Here is a 14,879-nt window from a genome sequence, read left to right on the forward strand (position 1 = left end):
TTTCGAGCGCGCGGCCGGATGCGCGCAGACGTGCCGCAGTCTGCGCGTTCGGTTGTACCCATGATGAATTTTCGACCTTTTGATTCGCTGTTCGGACGCCTGTCGGTTTTCACCGTCGGTGTGCTGTTGCTTTCGCATTTCGCGTGGTTCACCGCGATGCGGTTCGAGCGCTCTGAGATGCAGACGCGCTATGCGGTCGAGGAGACGACCTTCCTCGTCGATGCCGTCAAGCAGCATCAGGCGCGCTCGCCCAACGTGCCGTTGCCCTCGCGTGTGCGCCTCGTCGATCAGGGCGCGGCCTCGGTGCCGCCCGCCGACCCCTTCACGACAAGCTCGCCGCTCTCGCGTTATATCGACGATCTGCGCGAGTCGATGCCCCAGGGCACGCTGCTGCGCGTCGACGAAAACGGACATCCGCCGCGCCTCTGGGTCCTGATGCCCGGCGATCAGCAATGGATCGTCGTGCCGCTGCAGCCGCTGCGCGGCCCGCGCACGTTCGACCGGATGCTGTTCTGGCTGATCTTCATCACGGTCGGCGCGGCGATGTCGGCGATGTTCGCGGCATGGCAGGTGCAGCGGCCGCTGCGCACGCTCGCGGGCGCGGTCGGACGATTCGGCCGCGGTCAGCATGTCGCGCCCGTGGCCGAGTCGGGGCCGCGCGAGTTGCGGCAGCTCACGCGCGGCTTCAATCAGATGGTCAACGATATCTCGCAGACGCAGAGCGATCGCAACGTGATGCTCGCGGGCGTCGCGCACGATCTGCGTACGCCGCTCGCGCGCCTGCGTCTGCGCGCCGAGATGATGGACGACGCGCGTTCGCGCGACGGCGTCGTGCGCGACGTCGATTCGCTCACGCATATCGTCGATCAGTTCCTGATGTTCGCCAACGATACGCTCGACACCTCGATGCCGACGCCTGTCGACGGCCTGTGCGAACGCGCGGCGCGCAACTTCCATGCGGTGTATCCGGCGGAACCGGCGATCGGCCTCGAACTCGCCGCCGGCGAAGCGTTCGTGTTGCCCGAAGCCTCGCTCGACCGGATCCTGACGAACTTGCTCGAAAACGCGCATGCGTACGGCGAAGCGCCGATCTCGGTCGCGACCTGGCGTGACGGCGACACCTGGCATCTGCGTGTCTGCGATTCGGGCCACGGCATTTCGCCGGCCAATCTCGCGGCGGCGACGCGCCCGTTCGTGCGCCTCGATCCTGCGCGCGGCGGCAACGGCCATAGCGGACTCGGTCTCGCGATCGTCGATCGGCTCACGCGGCACGCGGGCGGGCAGTGCGAGATCGACAATCGGCCCGAAGGCGGCCTGCGCGTCACGATGCGGTTTCCGGTCAAGGTCTGAACGGCGAGACGGTCGACGACGGTCTGCGTTCGCGATTGCTACAATGGCGTCTTTGTCGGGGCTCGCCGCGCGTCTCGCGCGGTCCCGGCCCAACGCTCACTGACAAGGCCCACGCCGGCCGTCCGCCCATGAAGCAATATCACGATCTGATCCAGGACATCCTCGCGAACGGCGCGAAAAAGGAAGACCGCACGGGTACGGGCACGATCAGCGTTTTCGGCCGTCAGGTTCGCTTCGACCTGTCCGAGGGATTCCCGCTCGTGACGACGAAACGGATCCACCTCAAGAGCGTCATTCACGAGCTGCTCTGGTTCCTGAACGGCGACACGAATATCCGCTATCTCAACGAGAACGGCGTCACGATCTGGGACGAATGGGCCGACGAAAATGGCGATCTCGGCCCGGTCTACGGATATCAGTGGCGCTTCTGGCCGAAGCCCGACGGCACGACCGTCGATCAGGTCAGCGATCTCGTTCGGCAACTCCGCACGCGTCCGCATTCGCGCCGCCTGCTGCTGACCGCGCTCAACGTCGCCGCGTTTCCCGATGAATCGATGTCGCCCGTCGACAATGCGCGCGCGGGTCGCATGGCGTTGACGCCGTGCCATTGCTTCGCGCAGTTCTACGTCAACGAAGGCAAGCTCAGTTGCCTGCTGTTCTGCCGCAGTCAGGACGTGTTTCTCGGCACGCCGTTCAATTGGGCGAGCTATGCGTTCCTCACGCATATGCTCGCGCAGCAATGCGATCTCGACGTCGGAGAACTCGTCTGGGCCGGCGGCGATTGCCACATCTATCTGAACCATCTCGAACAGGTCGACACGCTGCTCGCGCGCGATGCGTATCCGTTGCCGAAGCTCGTGCTCAAGCGCCGTCCCGAATCGATCTTCGACTACCGCTACGACGACTTCGAGATCGTCGACTATCAATACCACCCGGCCATCAAGGCGCCGATCGCGGTCTGAGCGTTGCGCGGGTATCCGCGTGTGTAACCGTCGCGCGTACGCTTCGGTTTCACGGAGTCAAGCCGAGCTCAACCCTGCGCGACGCGTTCGATCGGCAGGCGATCTTCGCTCGGGCTGCGCAGGCCATGCGCGACCATGAGCCGATAGAGCGTCACGCGCGAGATGCCGAGTTCGACCGCGGCCTCGTTGAGGCGGTGGCGATGACGCAGCAAGGCGGCCTCGATCGCATGGCGCTCGGCCTCTTCGCGCGCTTCGGCGAGCGTCACCGTGCGCTGTGACGCGAAGCTCTGGAGTTCGAGATCCTCGGGCGTGATCAGACGGCCTTCGGCCATGACGATCGCACGACGCACGCGATTGATGAGCTCGCGCACATTGCCCGGCCACCCGTAGTTGTACATCGCCTCGATCGCGGGCGCGGAGAAGCCGCGCAGGCGTCGTGCGTTGTCGGTCCGGAAGCGTTCGAGCATGTGATGCGCAAGCAGCTCGATATCCTTGCCGCGCGCCCGCAGCGGCGGTTCATCGACACGCAGCACGCAGAGCCGATGGAACAGGTCGACGCGGAAGCGGTTCTCGCGCATCGCTTGTTCGAGATCGACGTGCGTCGCGGCGATCACGCGCACGTCGACGGGAATCGATTCCTGGCCGCCGAGCCGCTCGATCTTGCGCTCCTGCAGAAAGCGCAGCAGCGAGGCCTGGCTTTCGAGCGGCAGGTCGCCGACTTCGTCGAGAAACAGCGTGCCGCCGTTCGCGGCCTCGACGCGGCCGATCTTGCGCGTATTGGCGCCCGTAAAAGCGCCGCGTTCATAGCCAAATAATTCCGACTGCAATAAATGATGCGGAATCGCGCCGCAGTTAATCGCAATGAACGGCATTTTGCGGCGTTCCGAACGCTCGTGAATCGCGCGCGCCGTTAATTCCTTGCCGGTTCCCGACTCGCCCGCGATAAATACGCTTGCGTCGGTATTCGCCACTTTGCGAATGGTTCGAAAGAGCTGACGCATGGCATCGCAACTGCCGACCATTTCCTCGTCGCGCGAGGCGCCGGCGAGCGAAAACTCCTGTTCGCCGAGCGCGACCATGCCGTACGCATGGCCGATCGAGTCGACGATTTTCTCGCCCGAGTAGGGGACCGTCAGATAGTCGAAGCAGTAGTCGCGGATCAGGCGGCGCACGAGCCGGTCGGCGAGCTGGCCGCTGCCGGCCGTCGCGACCCAGCCGACGTTAGGCAGCGTCAGGCAGCTCTCGAATGCGCCGAGTTCATGGGTGCCATAGCCGCTGCTGACGTCGAACAGCCCGCCCGTCGGGCCGTCCTGCTGAATCGCGCGCTGGACTTCGCGCGCGGTCGTCGCGAACTTGATGTCCCAGCCGCGCGCGCGCAGCAGATCGTGCAGTTGTTCATTGGGCTGACGGGAGACGTACACCAACTGCCGTCGTTGTCCGGTATCCATAACGTGACCCTGTCGTCAAATCATCCAGTCGTTCGGTGCGGCCGTGACCCTTACTCGCATGGCGAGACGCGTGTAGTGCTTCATACAGGCGCGACGCCACGTCTGCGTCCGACGATCTCGATCGTCTTCACAAGCTTCGACTGCGGGTCCCCGAATGGCATGTTTGACTGCTGAACGGATGGACTCCGTTTCTGTTGCTTAAATCCCTGTCTGCAGGGAAGTGCCTACTATAGTACAGCGCGGGCGATTGCCGGAATCAAAACATCGCCGGGCGCGCAATTTTGCGGGATTTTAATCGTTCACACCAGCGGCATTTTTTTGACCCTCTTCACACGGCTTTCATTCTCTGCTTATCGGCAATCGCCGGGCCGAACTTGAATGAGGGCGCGTGTATCAAACGCGAGTTTGTAACGCACACCGGTACGCATCCGACGATCGGTCCCCCCAAGCGTGAGCGCGATACGCGCGGCAGTCGGCTTCGATCGCGCGTCGCATCCGTTCGTATGAATAAATCAATCGCACGTCTTAAACAAAATCGGGCCCGCAACCCGCATGGCGCCTCGCTTTGCGCTTTCTTACCGTTTCACAACTGAAACATTTTTGAGTGTTTTCACGCGGGCCGATTGCGCGGGTTTTGCGCGCTTCCCCACGGCATAACGGTCTGCGGGCAATGGCACGCTTATCGCTAAATCCTGGTCCGTGGAGGAGGACACCATGTGTACCCAATCTTCTGACCAGAAATATCCCGGCACGCTGCGCAACGCGGTTTTCGGCGCCTTGCTGGTGTGCGCGGGCTGGTGTGCCGGCGGCTCGGCGGCCTTGGCCGACGAACTCGCGGCGCCGTGCGCGGATACCGTCCAAACGAGCGCCGACGCGGCTCCCGTCGTGTCCGCCCCGGGCGCGACGCAGTCCGACGCGCAGGCCGCGCCCGACGACGCGAACCGTCTCGCCAGCGAGACGATGACGCCGCCGGCCGACGCATCGCAAAACGCGAACGCCCATGACGATTCGGTCAATGCTGCCGATTCGGTGGTCGGGAAAAAGGTGTTTGTTACCGGTTCGTCCGTAACACGTTACGACGTAGCGTCGCTCGACGACCGCGTGCTCAGCAATCAGCACGGCCGCGCCGTCGGCATGCTGATGGTTGCCGCGGTGCCCGACGCGATGCGCAACAACTCGGTCACGCTCTGGGACGAGATCGCGCCGCCGACCCAAACGCCGCAGCCCATCGGCGCGGCGGGTGCCGCGCAGAACGGCAACGTCGTCAACTACACGAGGAAGTGAGATGAACGCCTCGCTCGCTCCGCGCGTTGTCGGCGCCCTCGTGATCGGCGCGATGGTGACCGCACCGGTGATCTCGGCCTTCGCCGACGAACCCGGCGACCTGATCATCGAACGCTCCGTGACGCCGCGCATCGCGTATCGGCCCGTGCCGGTCCAGGACGATCCGGTCAAGGTACGCGTCACGACGTTCCCGTCATCGACGGTCGACCCGCTGATGGAAGGCCTCGCTTCGGATATCGATCTCGGGAATGCGCGCGGTTCGAGCGGCGTGCAGAGCAATGGCGTGGACGGCGCGCTTGGCGCGGCGACCGCGGCGCTCGGCATCGGATCCGGCGCGCAGCAGCGCGGCGGCTTGCCGGCCGGCATTGGTGGCCAGGGCGGCGGAGTGGCGGGCGTCGGCGCAACGGTATCGCAAACCATCACCGGTGCATTGGCGCCCGTGATCTCCGGCATGGGGAGCCTCAAATGACACGCGACTCGATCGTGCTTCGCGGGCTGCTTTGCGTGTCGTCGCTCGTGCTTGCGGCGGCAGCCAGTTCGTCCGCGTTCGCGCAGAGCTCGGGGATGTTCGTGATGCCCGGCAATGCGGCGCTGCTCATGCAGGACGTGAGCGCGACGATCGGCGAGGGCGCCGCGCACGACGTCGTCGGGGCGCTCGCGATCAACATCGCGGCCGGCGTCGACAACGTGCAGACGAATCAGGCGGCCGTGCTGTCGGGCAACGGCGTCGCGGTCGTGACAGGGCAGCAGCAAACCGCGCAGACGGCGCGCGTGAAGATCGGCGCGGCGAGCGCGACGATCGGCAGCAATGCGTTTTCGAACACGCTCGGCGTGGTCGCAGTGAACCAGGCCGCGGGTGCGAACAATCTTCAAAGGAATGCTGTGTCGATTGGCGGCCTTCCTGTTGGAGCGGAAGTGGTAGCGGATAGCGAGCTATCCGCTACCACTGCCAGGAATGGTGGAAACCGGGGCAACTCGGGATCCGGCCATGCCCTCGATGCGTCGATCGCCAGCGACGCATTCAAGGGGGCGACTGGTGTCGTGCAGATCAACCAGACTGCCGGCGCCGGGAATGCCACGGCAAATAGTTTTGTGCTCCGTCCCCCGGCGGGCACCTTTTTCTAACGAAGTCGCACACACTCGTATCGGAGCGTAACCATGAAGCGCACTCTTATTGCAGCAGCCGTGATGACAATCGCCGGCGCAGCACAAGCGAATGGCTGGTCGGACCCGTACTTGTACAACGGGACCGAGGTCGCCCAGTCGGTCTGGGTCACGGGCTTTTTCGGCATCTATGGCTGCGTGTCGGTCGACGACAGCGCGGGCGCGGTCGTCAACAACACCCAGACGGCGGATCTGAACCACGTCAAGATGTCGCCGACGGCGCAGAACTATCAGAAGGGCGCGATCACGACGACGTACAACGAAACGAGCGCCTGGAACAACGTCGCCGATACGGGCAATTCGTGGCTCAACACGAAGTCGAGCTCGTCGTCGAGCATCAACGCTTCGTACAAGGCTTCGCAGTCCGAATCGCAATCGAACTATGCGTCGATCAATGCGTACGGCGGCTATGGCTACAAGACGAGCAGCGGCACGTTCAACACGACGTACAACGCGGCGCAGGCCCAGGCCCAGGCAGGCATCGTGGGCGGCGTCGCCGCGGGCTATCAGACCAACAGCGGCTACTCCTGGCCGAACGGCAGCTGGGGTGAACTCACGGCCGGCATCATCGGCGGCGTGAGCGTCTGGGGCGAAGGTTCGGTCGCGACGCAAAGCGGCACGAGCAACAAGGCGTGGGGCAGCGGCAGCGGCTATCTGTACGGCGCGGTCAGCACGTATGAATCGCAGACCAACAAGGAAAGCGCGTCGCTCCAAGCCAGCGAAAAGACGAAGAGCCAAACGAGCGAGTCGGCGAATTGGGGCTTCTACAACAACTGGTCCGATCAGTACGGCACGGTCACGACGACGGGTTCCGTCACGCAGTACTACGACAATCAGGTGCCGGCCACGGCCGAAGCTTCGATCGGCAATGGCGCACTGTCGGGCGCGACCGGCAATGTCGGCGTGAACATCACGACGGGTATCGACAACGCACAGTCGAACAACGCGTCGCTTGCCTCGATCGACGCGGGCAAGACGTTCGGCAATGCGCAAGTGTTCTCGTCGCAGACCTCCGAAGGCAAGGGCACGATCGACAACTACAACCTGGTCGCTTCGGTCGGCGACAAGGCGCTGCAAGGCGCGACGGGTAATGTCGGCGTCAACGTGTCGTCGGGTATCGGCAACGTTCAGAACAACAGCCTCGCACTCGTCTCGTCGACGCCGAGCGGCAAGTACTCGCAAGGCGGTGCGATCGTCGCGACCGACGACAGCACGCAGGACGCGAACGCGCAAGTCACGGGTACGTTCAACGGTTCGTCCACGCTGGGCAACAACGCGTTGAACGGCGCCACGGGCAATATCGGCGTGAACATCGCGACCGGCGGCGGCAACCTTCAGCACAACGGTCTGGCCGTGGCGAGCGTGACGCACTAACGAGCGCAGCACCTGACCCGCGCCGCGCATGCGGCGCGGGGACATAGACGTGTTTCTTACTGGTGCAAGGCCGTCCAAGAAAACGGCGCCGCCAGCAGGGCAGGAGACCGTAATGACCGGACCCATCCCGCGTCGGTGGATACGCGCAGTCACTACCGGGACATTGCTGGGCGTAGCAGGCCACTGCTTCGCCCAGGTTGCGCTTGTTGAAACGACACCGTTCGCCGGCGTGCCGCTCGTCAAGAGCGTCAAGTCGATTCGCGACATTCGTTATCAGAACATTCACACGCAGCAGTTCGACTACAGCTGCGGCGCGGCCGCGCTCGCGACGCTGCTCGACTACGGCTACGGGATCAAGATCCCCGAGCCCGAACTGATCAAGCGAATGATGGTGTTTTCGACACCCGAAGTCGTCGAGAAGAACGGCTTCTCGATGCTCGACATGAAGAAGTTCGTCGAGACGATCGGCCTGCGCGGCCGCGGATTTCGCGTGAACGTCGACGCGCTCTACAAGCTGCAGATACCGGTCATGGTCCTCATGAATATCGACGGCTATGAACATTTCGTCCTGGTCAAGCACGCAGAGGACCAGCGGATTTTTATCGCCGACCCGGCGCTCGGGAACCGGATCGTGCTCGAGTCGGACTTCGTGAAGACATGGAATGGACTCGTCTTCGCGGTGCTCGGCAAACCCTTCAGGGAGGATTCACCGCTGCTGCAGAACAACGAGTCGCTCGCGCTGAGGCTGCGCGAACGTGCTCTGGAGACGGGCACCAGCCCGACTCCCTTTGTCGACTTCGGTTTGATCAAGGCAGACTTGTTCTGATTACATAATGAAGCGAAGAATGCTCGTGCTGGCGCTTGCCGCTGGGGTGATGGCGCCAGGTTTCGCAAACGCCGAATTGATGAGTCCCTTCACCGCGTCCGTTGCGGAGCCGATGCTGCAACCCGTCGGCGATGAGGTGCTCGCGGCTCAGACCGGGAAGGCGGTCGGTGTGTCGACCATTTCCGGCTTTGTATTGAATCTGCTGTCGCAATGGCAGCTTCCGAACGGCGAATCTGTTTCCGCCACAGGCACACTTGCCGTCTCGAAGACCGCGACCGGGTACACGGCGAAGACCGGCGCGACCGCGATCGTCAACGAGCTCGTGAGCCAAACGAATCAGGCCGTCAATACGTACGTCAGCGGCCTGCTCAACAACGGCGCGAACGGCGCCACGACAACGGGCGGCGAGAACGTCCAGGTCAACGGTGTGTCGCAGGTCACGCAGGTCGCGGGCAATAACAACGTCGGCAGCAATACCGCGACGATCGACTTTTCGCCGACCTCGGCGGCGTCACAGATCCTCAACGGCCAGACCTCGGCCAACGCGAGCGGAGCGAACGGGCTCGCGGCAAGCATCGCATTCAACAGCACGGGTGCGGTTCTCAAACTCACGACGCCCGCGGGCGTTGCGACGCAGCAAGTCACGGCCAATGCGACCCAGAGCGCAAACATCGCGCAGCTCATGAAGATCGCGGGTAACAACCAGGCCGTGATGAATCAGCTCCAGCTTCATCTGCAGACCAGTGCGCTGACCGCGAATCAATTGCGGCTCATGGGTGTGCAGGCGGCGTTGGCCAATATGACATCGCTCAAAAAATAACGGGCCCCGCGCCGTCGGCGCGGCGACCCGCATCGAACACAAGAAGTCAGGCGAGCCGAGCAAGGAAGCACCGGACTGCGTATCGCGCGGCATCGCGATGCGGCAGTGCGATTTTGAAACGGACCGAACGGTCCATTCGCGGGGGCGCTGTAGACCAGGCGCGCTTGCAACCGGGGGGACAACAATGAAAACGCAAAGCAGAAGCTTGTACGGGTCGTGCGCGCCGCATGCGATGGTGCCCTGCGCAACGGCGGTTCTGATGGCGGTGTCCGGCGGCGCCTACGCGCAGTCGCTCGAGTCGCAAACGGTAGAGCAGAGGTTGGACATGTTGTCGCGGGTCGTCGAACAACAGCAGAAGGAGATCAAGTCGCTCGAAAACCATATCGTCGAGCTTGAAATGGCCCAGCGCGGGCGCGGCGAGCCGGGCTACGCGGCTTCGCAGTTCGGCGTGCAGAACGTCGACGGCGCCGCACCCGCCGACGGCATGGGCGTGCAGGTCGCGCAGGCCGACGCCGGGCCGTCCGTGCCCTATGGTTCGGGCGGCCCGGCGGCCGCGGGCGCCGCGGGCGCGGTCAACGGCGCGGCGCAGGGCACGGCGAACGGCGTGGCCGTCACGCCGAACGCATCGCCGGACACCGGCGCGAATTCGGCGACGCCCACGATCGGCACCGACAACCAGGCGGCCGAGCCCGAACGCACGCAAAGCGAAGAGGCGGTCGTGCAGAAGGAACACGCGCCGCTCTTCGATCACAAGCTCACGATCGACCAGGGTCTGTCGTACACGTATTACGACCGTCGAGAACTCTCGCTCACGGGCTTTCTCGCCCTCGACGCGATCTTCCTCGGCAATATCAATCTCGACCAGACCAAGGCGTCGCAATACCAATACGACGTCGACGTGCGCTACGGGCTCACGGACCGCATCAGCGTCGATCTCGATCTGCCGTACATGTACCGCAGCAGCACGTTCATCAGCGGCGGCGCGGGCGGCGCGTCGTCGACGTTGACCGATACGTCGGTCAACAGCAGCAATATCGGCGACGTGAATTTCGGCATCTACTACCAGGTCTTCAAGGAGACGAACGCGTGGCCCGACATCGTCGCGAGCCTGCGCGTCAAGAGCGACACGGGGACCTCGCCGTTCGGCATCAAGCTCGTGAGTCCCGACGCGGACAACAACAACCTCATCACGCCGACCCGATTGCCGACGGGTACCGGTATTTGGAATTTCACCGCCGGCGTCTCGGTCCTCAAAACCTACGATCCGGTGGTGCTATTCGGCAGCCTGTCCTATACCTATAACGTTGCGCGTTCGTTTGCCGACATCTCGTCGGTTCAGGGACAGGTCGAGCCCGCCAAGGTCAAGCTCGGCGACATCATCCAGGTCGGTGCGGGCGCGGCGATCGCGTTGTCCGACAAGACCTCGGCCAGTCTGTCGTTCACGACGGCGGTCGAGCCGGAAACGAAGATCGATTCGGGGTCGGGTTACGAAAAGGTGGCGGGAAGTCAGACCAATGCATCGACCATGAACTTCGGGCTCAACCAGGTCATCAACAAGCATTTGACGATCAATGGTTCGGTCAGTATCGGGCTCACGCCCGATGCGCCCAACTTCGTTGTCGGTTTGCGGTTCCCGTACACGTTTTGATTGCGACGAGAAGAGGCTATTGTGCGTGAATCCACTCACCTGACAACGGTGCACCCGGTCGCAAGCGCGGGTCTGCTCGACGGCCGGATCGACCGGCCTTCGGTCGCGACCTCGGCCGACGACGGCGACGCGCCGTCCATCCGCGCGCAACTCACGAGCGTGGGCGGCACCGCGAAGACGCGCGAGGCGCTGCAATCGGAACGCAGCATGATCTATCTGTCGCGTCAGCCGCGCGACGATCTTGCCGACTATCTCGGCGAACATGGCTGGCGCGTGCAGTTCGCGCGCTCGGTCGCCGACGCCTCGCGTCTGATGCGCAGCGACGACGCGGCGGCCGGACTTGTCGATCTGTCGGGCGGATTTTCGAATCGCGACCTCGGCGCGCTCGAAGCCTGCCTGCGTCGCACGAATATCGGTTGGGTCGCGGTGACACCGTCCGTCCAGCTCGACGATCTCGGGTTGCGCCGGCTGATCCGCAACTACTGCTTCGATTATCTGAAGCAGCCGTGTTCGAACGAGGCGATCAATTTCGTGCTCGGCCACGCGTTCGGCATGATCACGCTCTGCGATTTCGATGTCGCGCAAAGTGTCGCCGCGACGAGCGACGACGAGATGGTCGGCACGTGCGACGCGATGCAGCAGCTGTTCCGGACGATCCGAAAGCTCGGCAATACCGACGCGTCGGTCTTTATCGCCGGAGAATCGGGTACGGGCAAGGAGCTGACCGCGCTCGCGATTCACGAGCGATCGGAACGCAAGAAGGCTCCGTTCGTCGCGATCAATTGCGGCGCGATCCCGCACCATCTGCTGCAGTCCGAACTGTTCGGCTATGAGCGCGGCGCGTTCACGGGGGCGAATCAACGCAAGATCGGCAGGGTCGAGGCGGCGGGTGGCGGCACGCTGTTTCTCGACGAAATCGGCGACTTGCCGCTCGAAAGCCAGGCCTCGCTGCTGCGTTTTCTGCAGGAGGGCAAGATCGAACGGCTCGGCGGCCGCGATTCGATCGCCGTCGACGTGCGGATCATCTCGGCGACGCACGTCGATCTCGATGTCGCCATGCACGAAGGACGTTTTCGCGCGGACCTGTTTCATCGGCTCTGCGTCGTGCGCGTCGATGAACCGCCGCTGCGCGCGCGCGGCAAGGACATCGAGATTCTCGCGCACCATGTGCTTCAGAAATTCAGAAGCGATAGCGCACGAAAGATTCGCGGCTTCACGGCTTCGGCCATCGAGGCGATGTACAACTACGGCTGGCCGGGCAATGTGCGCGAGATGATCAATCGCGTGCGCCGCGCGATCGTAATGGCCGAAGGACGGTTGCTGTCGGCCGAGGATCTCGGGCTCGACCACTTCACGAGCCAGCTTCCGATCACGCTCGCGCAAGCGCGTGAGGATGCCGAGCGCAAGGCGATCGAGCAAGCGTTGCTGCGCCACCGGCATCGACTCAATGAGGCCGCGATGGACCTTGGGATTTCGCGCGTGACCTTATATCGTTTAATGGGTTCGCACGGCTTGAGGGACACCGATGAACGGACATTTGACGAAGAGCCCGACTGAGCCGCGCACGCGCCGCCGCCGTGCGTCGGCCGTCGCGCCGCACGCGCGCGTCGCGAGCGTGACGATATTCGCGCATCCCGCGCTCCCGGCGGACGGCGATGCCGCGCGCGGCTTCAGCGGCGTCATGTCGCGCGTCTGCGAGATGGTCTGGCCCGTGTGGCCCGACACGGCGTCGAGCGAGCATGGCGCCGATCTCGCCGTCGGCGACCGGTCGATGCTCGGCATCGGCGCATGCGGCACGGCGGTGTCGCGTCATGCGATGCTCGAGCGCACGCCGATGGCGCCCGTCGACCGCCGGCGCGCGGACTGCGCGCCGATCTGACCGGTCTCGCGGCGCGGCGATGCGGTCACCGCAGCGGCGTGTTCGGCGCCGTGATGGCGGTGGAGCGGCAGGGTGGCTTCGGCCGCGCATCGCATCACGACGCGCGGGCGCGGCGTAGAATGCCGGCTCTGCTCACTTACGCATCGTGTCGGCTTCATGACCCGTCTGATCCTGATCGTCGCGCGCGCCCGGAACGGCGTGATCGGCCGCGACAACCAGTTGCCCTGGCATCTGTCCGAAGACCTCAAGTTTTTCAAGCGCACGACGATGGGCGCGCCCGTCATCATGGGTCGCAAGACGCATGAGTCGATCGGCCGCGCGTTGCCCGGACGGCGCAATCTCGTCGTCACGCGCGATCCCTCGCGCCGCTTCGACGGCTGCGAGACGGTCGGCGGCCTCGCCGAGGCGCTGGCGGCATGCGAACGCGAGGGCGTCGCGGATGCTTATCTGATCGGCGGCGCGGAGCTCTATCGCGAAGGGATCGATCGCGCCGACGCGCTCGTGATCACGGAAATCGAACGCGACGTCGAAGGCGACGCGACGTTCGCGGCGCCCGATCCCGCGGTCTGGCGTGAGGTCTCACGCGAATATCCGGCGTCGACGGCGCCCGATGCGTGGCCCTATTCGTGGGCCCGCTACGCACGCCGTGCGTGAACGGCGTGCCGGCCCGGCGACATTGACGGGCGTTGTTGACCCGCTTGCCGACCCGCACCGACCCGCTTACTGACCCGCGATCGTCATCTGCTCGATGAGTACCGAGCCCGTCTGTTTCGTGCCGCGCACGATCGTGTCGGCGCCGATCGCGACGATATGCCGGAACATGTCCTGCAGCGTGCTCGCGACCGTGATTTCCTCGACCGGATACTGGATCTTGCCGTTCTCGACCCAGAAGCCCGCCGCGCCGCGCGAGTAGTCGCCCGTCACGTAGTTGACGCCCTGGCCCATGAGTTCGGTCAGCAGCAGGCCCGTGCCGAGCTTGCGCAGCATCGCTTCGAAATCGTCGTCGTCGCGCGTGAGCCGGCTGCGCAGCGCCAGATTGTGCGAGCCGCCCGCGTTGCCCGTCGTTTTCATGCCGAGCTTGCGTGCCGAGTACGTCGAGAGGAAATACCCCTGCACGACGCCCGCGTTGACGACGTCGCGCCGGTGCGTGCGCACGCCTTCCTCGTCGAACGGCGAGCTGCCCATCGCGCGTGCGACATGCGGATCTTCGACGATGTCGATGTGCGGTGCGAATACGGGCTTGCCGAGGCTGTCGACGAGAAAGCTCGTCTTCCGATAGAGCGCGCCGCCGCTCGTGGCCTGCACGAACGCGCCGAGCAGCCCCGCCGCGAGCGGCGCCTCGAACAGCACGGGGCACTTGCGCGTGTCGAGCCGTCGCGCGCCCAGTCGCGCGAGCGCGCGTTCGGCCGCGTAGCGGCCCACGGCTTCGGGTTTCGCGAGCGTGTCGGCGCTGCGCTGCGATGTGTACCAATCGTCGCGTTGCATATTGCGGCCCGAGCCCGCGATCGGCGCGCACGAGACGAAATGACGCGAGAACGGATAGCCCGCGGAGAAACCGCGCGTGGTCGCGAGCACGAATTGCGAATGCTGGGCCGAGACGCTCGCGCCTTCGCTGTTCTTGATCGTGCTCGACGTGTCGAACGCCGCGCGCTCCGCGCGCCGTGCGATCTCGACAGCCTCGTCGGCCGACACCGGCCACGGATGGAACAGGTCGAGGTCGCGCGGCTGCGTTTCAAGCAATTCGGTCTCGGCGAGACCCGCGCAATCGTCTTCGGCCGTGAAACGCGCGATGTTGTACGCGGCCGCGACGGTGTCGCGCAGCGCGGCCGGCGAAAAATCCGACGTGCTCGCGTTGCCGCGCTTCTGTCCGATGAACACCGTGACGCCGACCATCTTGTCGCGGTTGTGCTCGATCGTCTCGACCTCGCCGCGGCGCACGGTGACCGAGAGGCCGTCGCCTTCGGACAATTCGGTCGCGGCGTCGGTCGCGCCGAGGGATTGGGCGTGCCGCAGGATGTCCGCGGCGATTTCTTTGAGCTGGTCCTGTGTATGCGGGAAGTAACGCGGGGGCGCGGACATGGTCGATGGGTTCTCCTTGATGCACGCGATCATAGCAAGGCTTGG

Annotated in this window: 15 protein-coding genes; 12 read left to right on the forward strand and 3 right to left on the reverse strand. The window is 64.5% G+C overall.

Annotation, left to right across the window (positions count from 1 at the left end; all coding sequences use genetic code 11):
- Positions 1-63 precede the first annotated feature (63 nt).
- Positions 64-1,350: an ATP-binding protein gene (locus D7S86_RS04620; RefSeq protein WP_121084329.1), complete on the forward strand. Its 1,287-nt coding sequence runs from the start codon at positions 64-66 to the stop codon at positions 1,348-1,350.
- 128 nt (positions 1,351-1,478) lie between these two features.
- Entirely contained in the window at positions 1,479-2,312 is an 834-nt protein-coding gene (locus tag D7S86_RS04625; RefSeq protein ID WP_121083827.1) for a thymidylate synthase, read from the forward strand.
- A gap of 68 nt (positions 2,313-2,380) precedes the next feature.
- Here D7S86_RS04625 and D7S86_RS04630 read toward each other — a convergent pair whose 3' ends face one another.
- Positions 2,381-3,760, reverse strand: coding sequence for a sigma-54 dependent transcriptional regulator (locus D7S86_RS04630; RefSeq protein ID WP_121083829.1), 1,380 nt, complete (start codon positions 3,758-3,760; stop codon positions 2,381-2,383).
- 714 nt (positions 3,761-4,474) lie between these two features.
- Between D7S86_RS04630 and D7S86_RS04635 the strand changes: the two genes are divergently transcribed.
- Complete coding sequence (locus D7S86_RS04635; RefSeq protein ID WP_121083831.1) at positions 4,475-5,044, forward strand: hypothetical protein; 570 nt, start codon at positions 4,475-4,477, stop codon at positions 5,042-5,044.
- A 1-nt stretch (position 5,045) separates the two neighbouring features.
- On the forward strand, positions 5,046-5,513 hold the full coding sequence (locus tag D7S86_RS04640; RefSeq protein ID WP_121083833.1) for a hypothetical protein: 468 nt from the start codon (positions 5,046-5,048) through the stop codon (positions 5,511-5,513).
- Here the strand turns inward: D7S86_RS04640 and D7S86_RS30075 are convergent.
- The gene (locus D7S86_RS30075) at positions 5,506-5,643 is read right to left on the reverse strand and encodes a hypothetical protein (RefSeq protein WP_240647978.1); all 138 of its coding nucleotides are present in this window, start codon (positions 5,641-5,643) and stop codon (positions 5,506-5,508) included. The two genes, D7S86_RS04640 and D7S86_RS30075, sit on opposite strands and share 8 nt — an antisense overlap.
- Here D7S86_RS30075 and D7S86_RS04645 point away from each other — a divergent pair.
- The 8 genes from D7S86_RS04645 (at position 5,642) to D7S86_RS04680 (ending at position 13,409) form a co-directional block, all read left to right on the forward strand.
- Positions 5,642-6,169, forward strand: a complete 528-nt coding sequence (locus D7S86_RS04645; protein WP_240647979.1) for a hypothetical protein — start codon at positions 5,642-5,644, stop codon at positions 6,167-6,169. The genes D7S86_RS30075 and D7S86_RS04645 overlap by 2 nt on opposite strands.
- Before the next feature lie 33 nt (positions 6,170-6,202).
- A complete protein-coding gene (locus D7S86_RS04650; RefSeq protein WP_147432227.1) occupies positions 6,203-7,582 on the forward strand; it encodes a cell wall anchor protein in 1,380 nt (459 codons plus the stop codon).
- Between the two features lie 112 nt (positions 7,583-7,694).
- Entirely contained in the window at positions 7,695-8,408 is a 714-nt protein-coding gene (locus tag D7S86_RS04655) for a C39 family peptidase (RefSeq protein WP_121083839.1), read from the forward strand.
- Positions 8,409-8,487: 79 nt separating this feature from the next.
- Positions 8,488-9,228 (forward strand): peptidase C39, encoded by a 741-nt coding sequence (locus tag D7S86_RS04660; RefSeq protein ID WP_147432229.1) that lies wholly within the window; start codon positions 8,488-8,490, stop codon positions 9,226-9,228.
- Between the two features lie 232 nt (positions 9,229-9,460).
- Entirely contained in the window at positions 9,461-10,876 is a 1,416-nt protein-coding gene (locus tag D7S86_RS04665; protein WP_121084331.1) for a hypothetical protein, read from the forward strand.
- Positions 10,877-11,035: 159 nt separating this feature from the next.
- Positions 11,036-12,433, forward strand: a complete 1,398-nt coding sequence (locus D7S86_RS04670; RefSeq protein ID WP_420813204.1) for a sigma-54 dependent transcriptional regulator — start codon at positions 11,036-11,038, stop codon at positions 12,431-12,433.
- Positions 12,402-12,755, forward strand: a complete 354-nt coding sequence (locus tag D7S86_RS04675) for a hypothetical protein (protein WP_121083843.1) — start codon at positions 12,402-12,404, stop codon at positions 12,753-12,755. The genes D7S86_RS04670 and D7S86_RS04675 overlap by 32 nt, the downstream gene beginning before the upstream one ends.
- Positions 12,756-12,911: 156 nt before the next feature.
- The gene (locus D7S86_RS04680; protein ID WP_121084335.1) at positions 12,912-13,409 is read left to right on the forward strand and encodes a dihydrofolate reductase; all 498 of its coding nucleotides are present in this window, start codon (positions 12,912-12,914) and stop codon (positions 13,407-13,409) included.
- 66 nt (positions 13,410-13,475) lie between these two features.
- Here D7S86_RS04680 and pmbA read toward each other — a convergent pair whose 3' ends face one another.
- Positions 13,476-14,834 (reverse strand): metalloprotease PmbA, encoded by a 1,359-nt coding sequence (gene pmbA, locus D7S86_RS04685; RefSeq protein ID WP_121083845.1) that lies wholly within the window; start codon positions 14,832-14,834, stop codon positions 13,476-13,478.
- Between the last annotated feature and the right edge of the window lie 45 nt (positions 14,835-14,879).

The sequence above is a fragment of the Pararobbsia silviterrae genome (assembly GCF_003628125.1).
Classification (GTDB): Bacteria; Pseudomonadota; Gammaproteobacteria; order Burkholderiales; family Burkholderiaceae; genus Pararobbsia; species Pararobbsia silviterrae.

What these genes read in the sequence shown, in the direction of transcription:
- D7S86_RS04625 (WP_121083827.1), top strand. Translation starts at nt 1,479, where the DNA reads ATGAAGCAATATCACGATCTGATCCAGGACATCCTCGCGAACGGCGCG.
- D7S86_RS30075 (WP_240647978.1), bottom strand. Translation starts at nt 5,643, where the DNA reads ATGAGCAGCGCCGCATTGCCGGGCATCACGAACATCCCCGAGCTCTGC.
- pmbA (WP_121083845.1), bottom strand. Translation starts at nt 14,834, where the DNA reads ATGTCCGCGCCCCCGCGTTACTTCCCGCATACACAGGACCAGCTCAAA.
- D7S86_RS04665 (WP_121084331.1), top strand. Translation starts at nt 9,461, where the DNA reads ATGGTGCCCTGCGCAACGGCGGTTCTGATGGCGGTGTCCGGCGGCGCC.
- D7S86_RS04645 (WP_240647979.1), top strand. Translation starts at nt 5,642, where the DNA reads ATGCAGGACGTGAGCGCGACGATCGGCGAGGGCGCCGCGCACGACGTC.
- D7S86_RS04630 (WP_121083829.1), bottom strand. Translation starts at nt 3,760, where the DNA reads ATGGATACCGGACAACGACGGCAGTTGGTGTACGTCTCCCGTCAGCCC.
- D7S86_RS04640 (WP_121083833.1), top strand. Translation starts at nt 5,046, where the DNA reads ATGAACGCCTCGCTCGCTCCGCGCGTTGTCGGCGCCCTCGTGATCGGC.
- D7S86_RS04680 (WP_121084335.1), top strand. Translation starts at nt 12,912, where the DNA reads ATGACCCGTCTGATCCTGATCGTCGCGCGCGCCCGGAACGGCGTGATC.
- D7S86_RS04635 (WP_121083831.1), top strand. Translation starts at nt 4,475, where the DNA reads ATGTGTACCCAATCTTCTGACCAGAAATATCCCGGCACGCTGCGCAAC.
- D7S86_RS04655 (WP_121083839.1), top strand. Translation starts at nt 7,695, where the DNA reads ATGACCGGACCCATCCCGCGTCGGTGGATACGCGCAGTCACTACCGGG.
- D7S86_RS04650 (WP_147432227.1), top strand. Translation starts at nt 6,203, where the DNA reads ATGAAGCGCACTCTTATTGCAGCAGCCGTGATGACAATCGCCGGCGCA.
- D7S86_RS04675 (WP_121083843.1), top strand. Translation starts at nt 12,402, where the DNA reads ATGAACGGACATTTGACGAAGAGCCCGACTGAGCCGCGCACGCGCCGC.
- D7S86_RS04660 (WP_147432229.1), top strand. Translation starts at nt 8,488, where the DNA reads ATGAGTCCCTTCACCGCGTCCGTTGCGGAGCCGATGCTGCAACCCGTC.
- D7S86_RS04620 (WP_121084329.1), top strand. Translation starts at nt 64, where the DNA reads ATGAATTTTCGACCTTTTGATTCGCTGTTCGGACGCCTGTCGGTTTTC.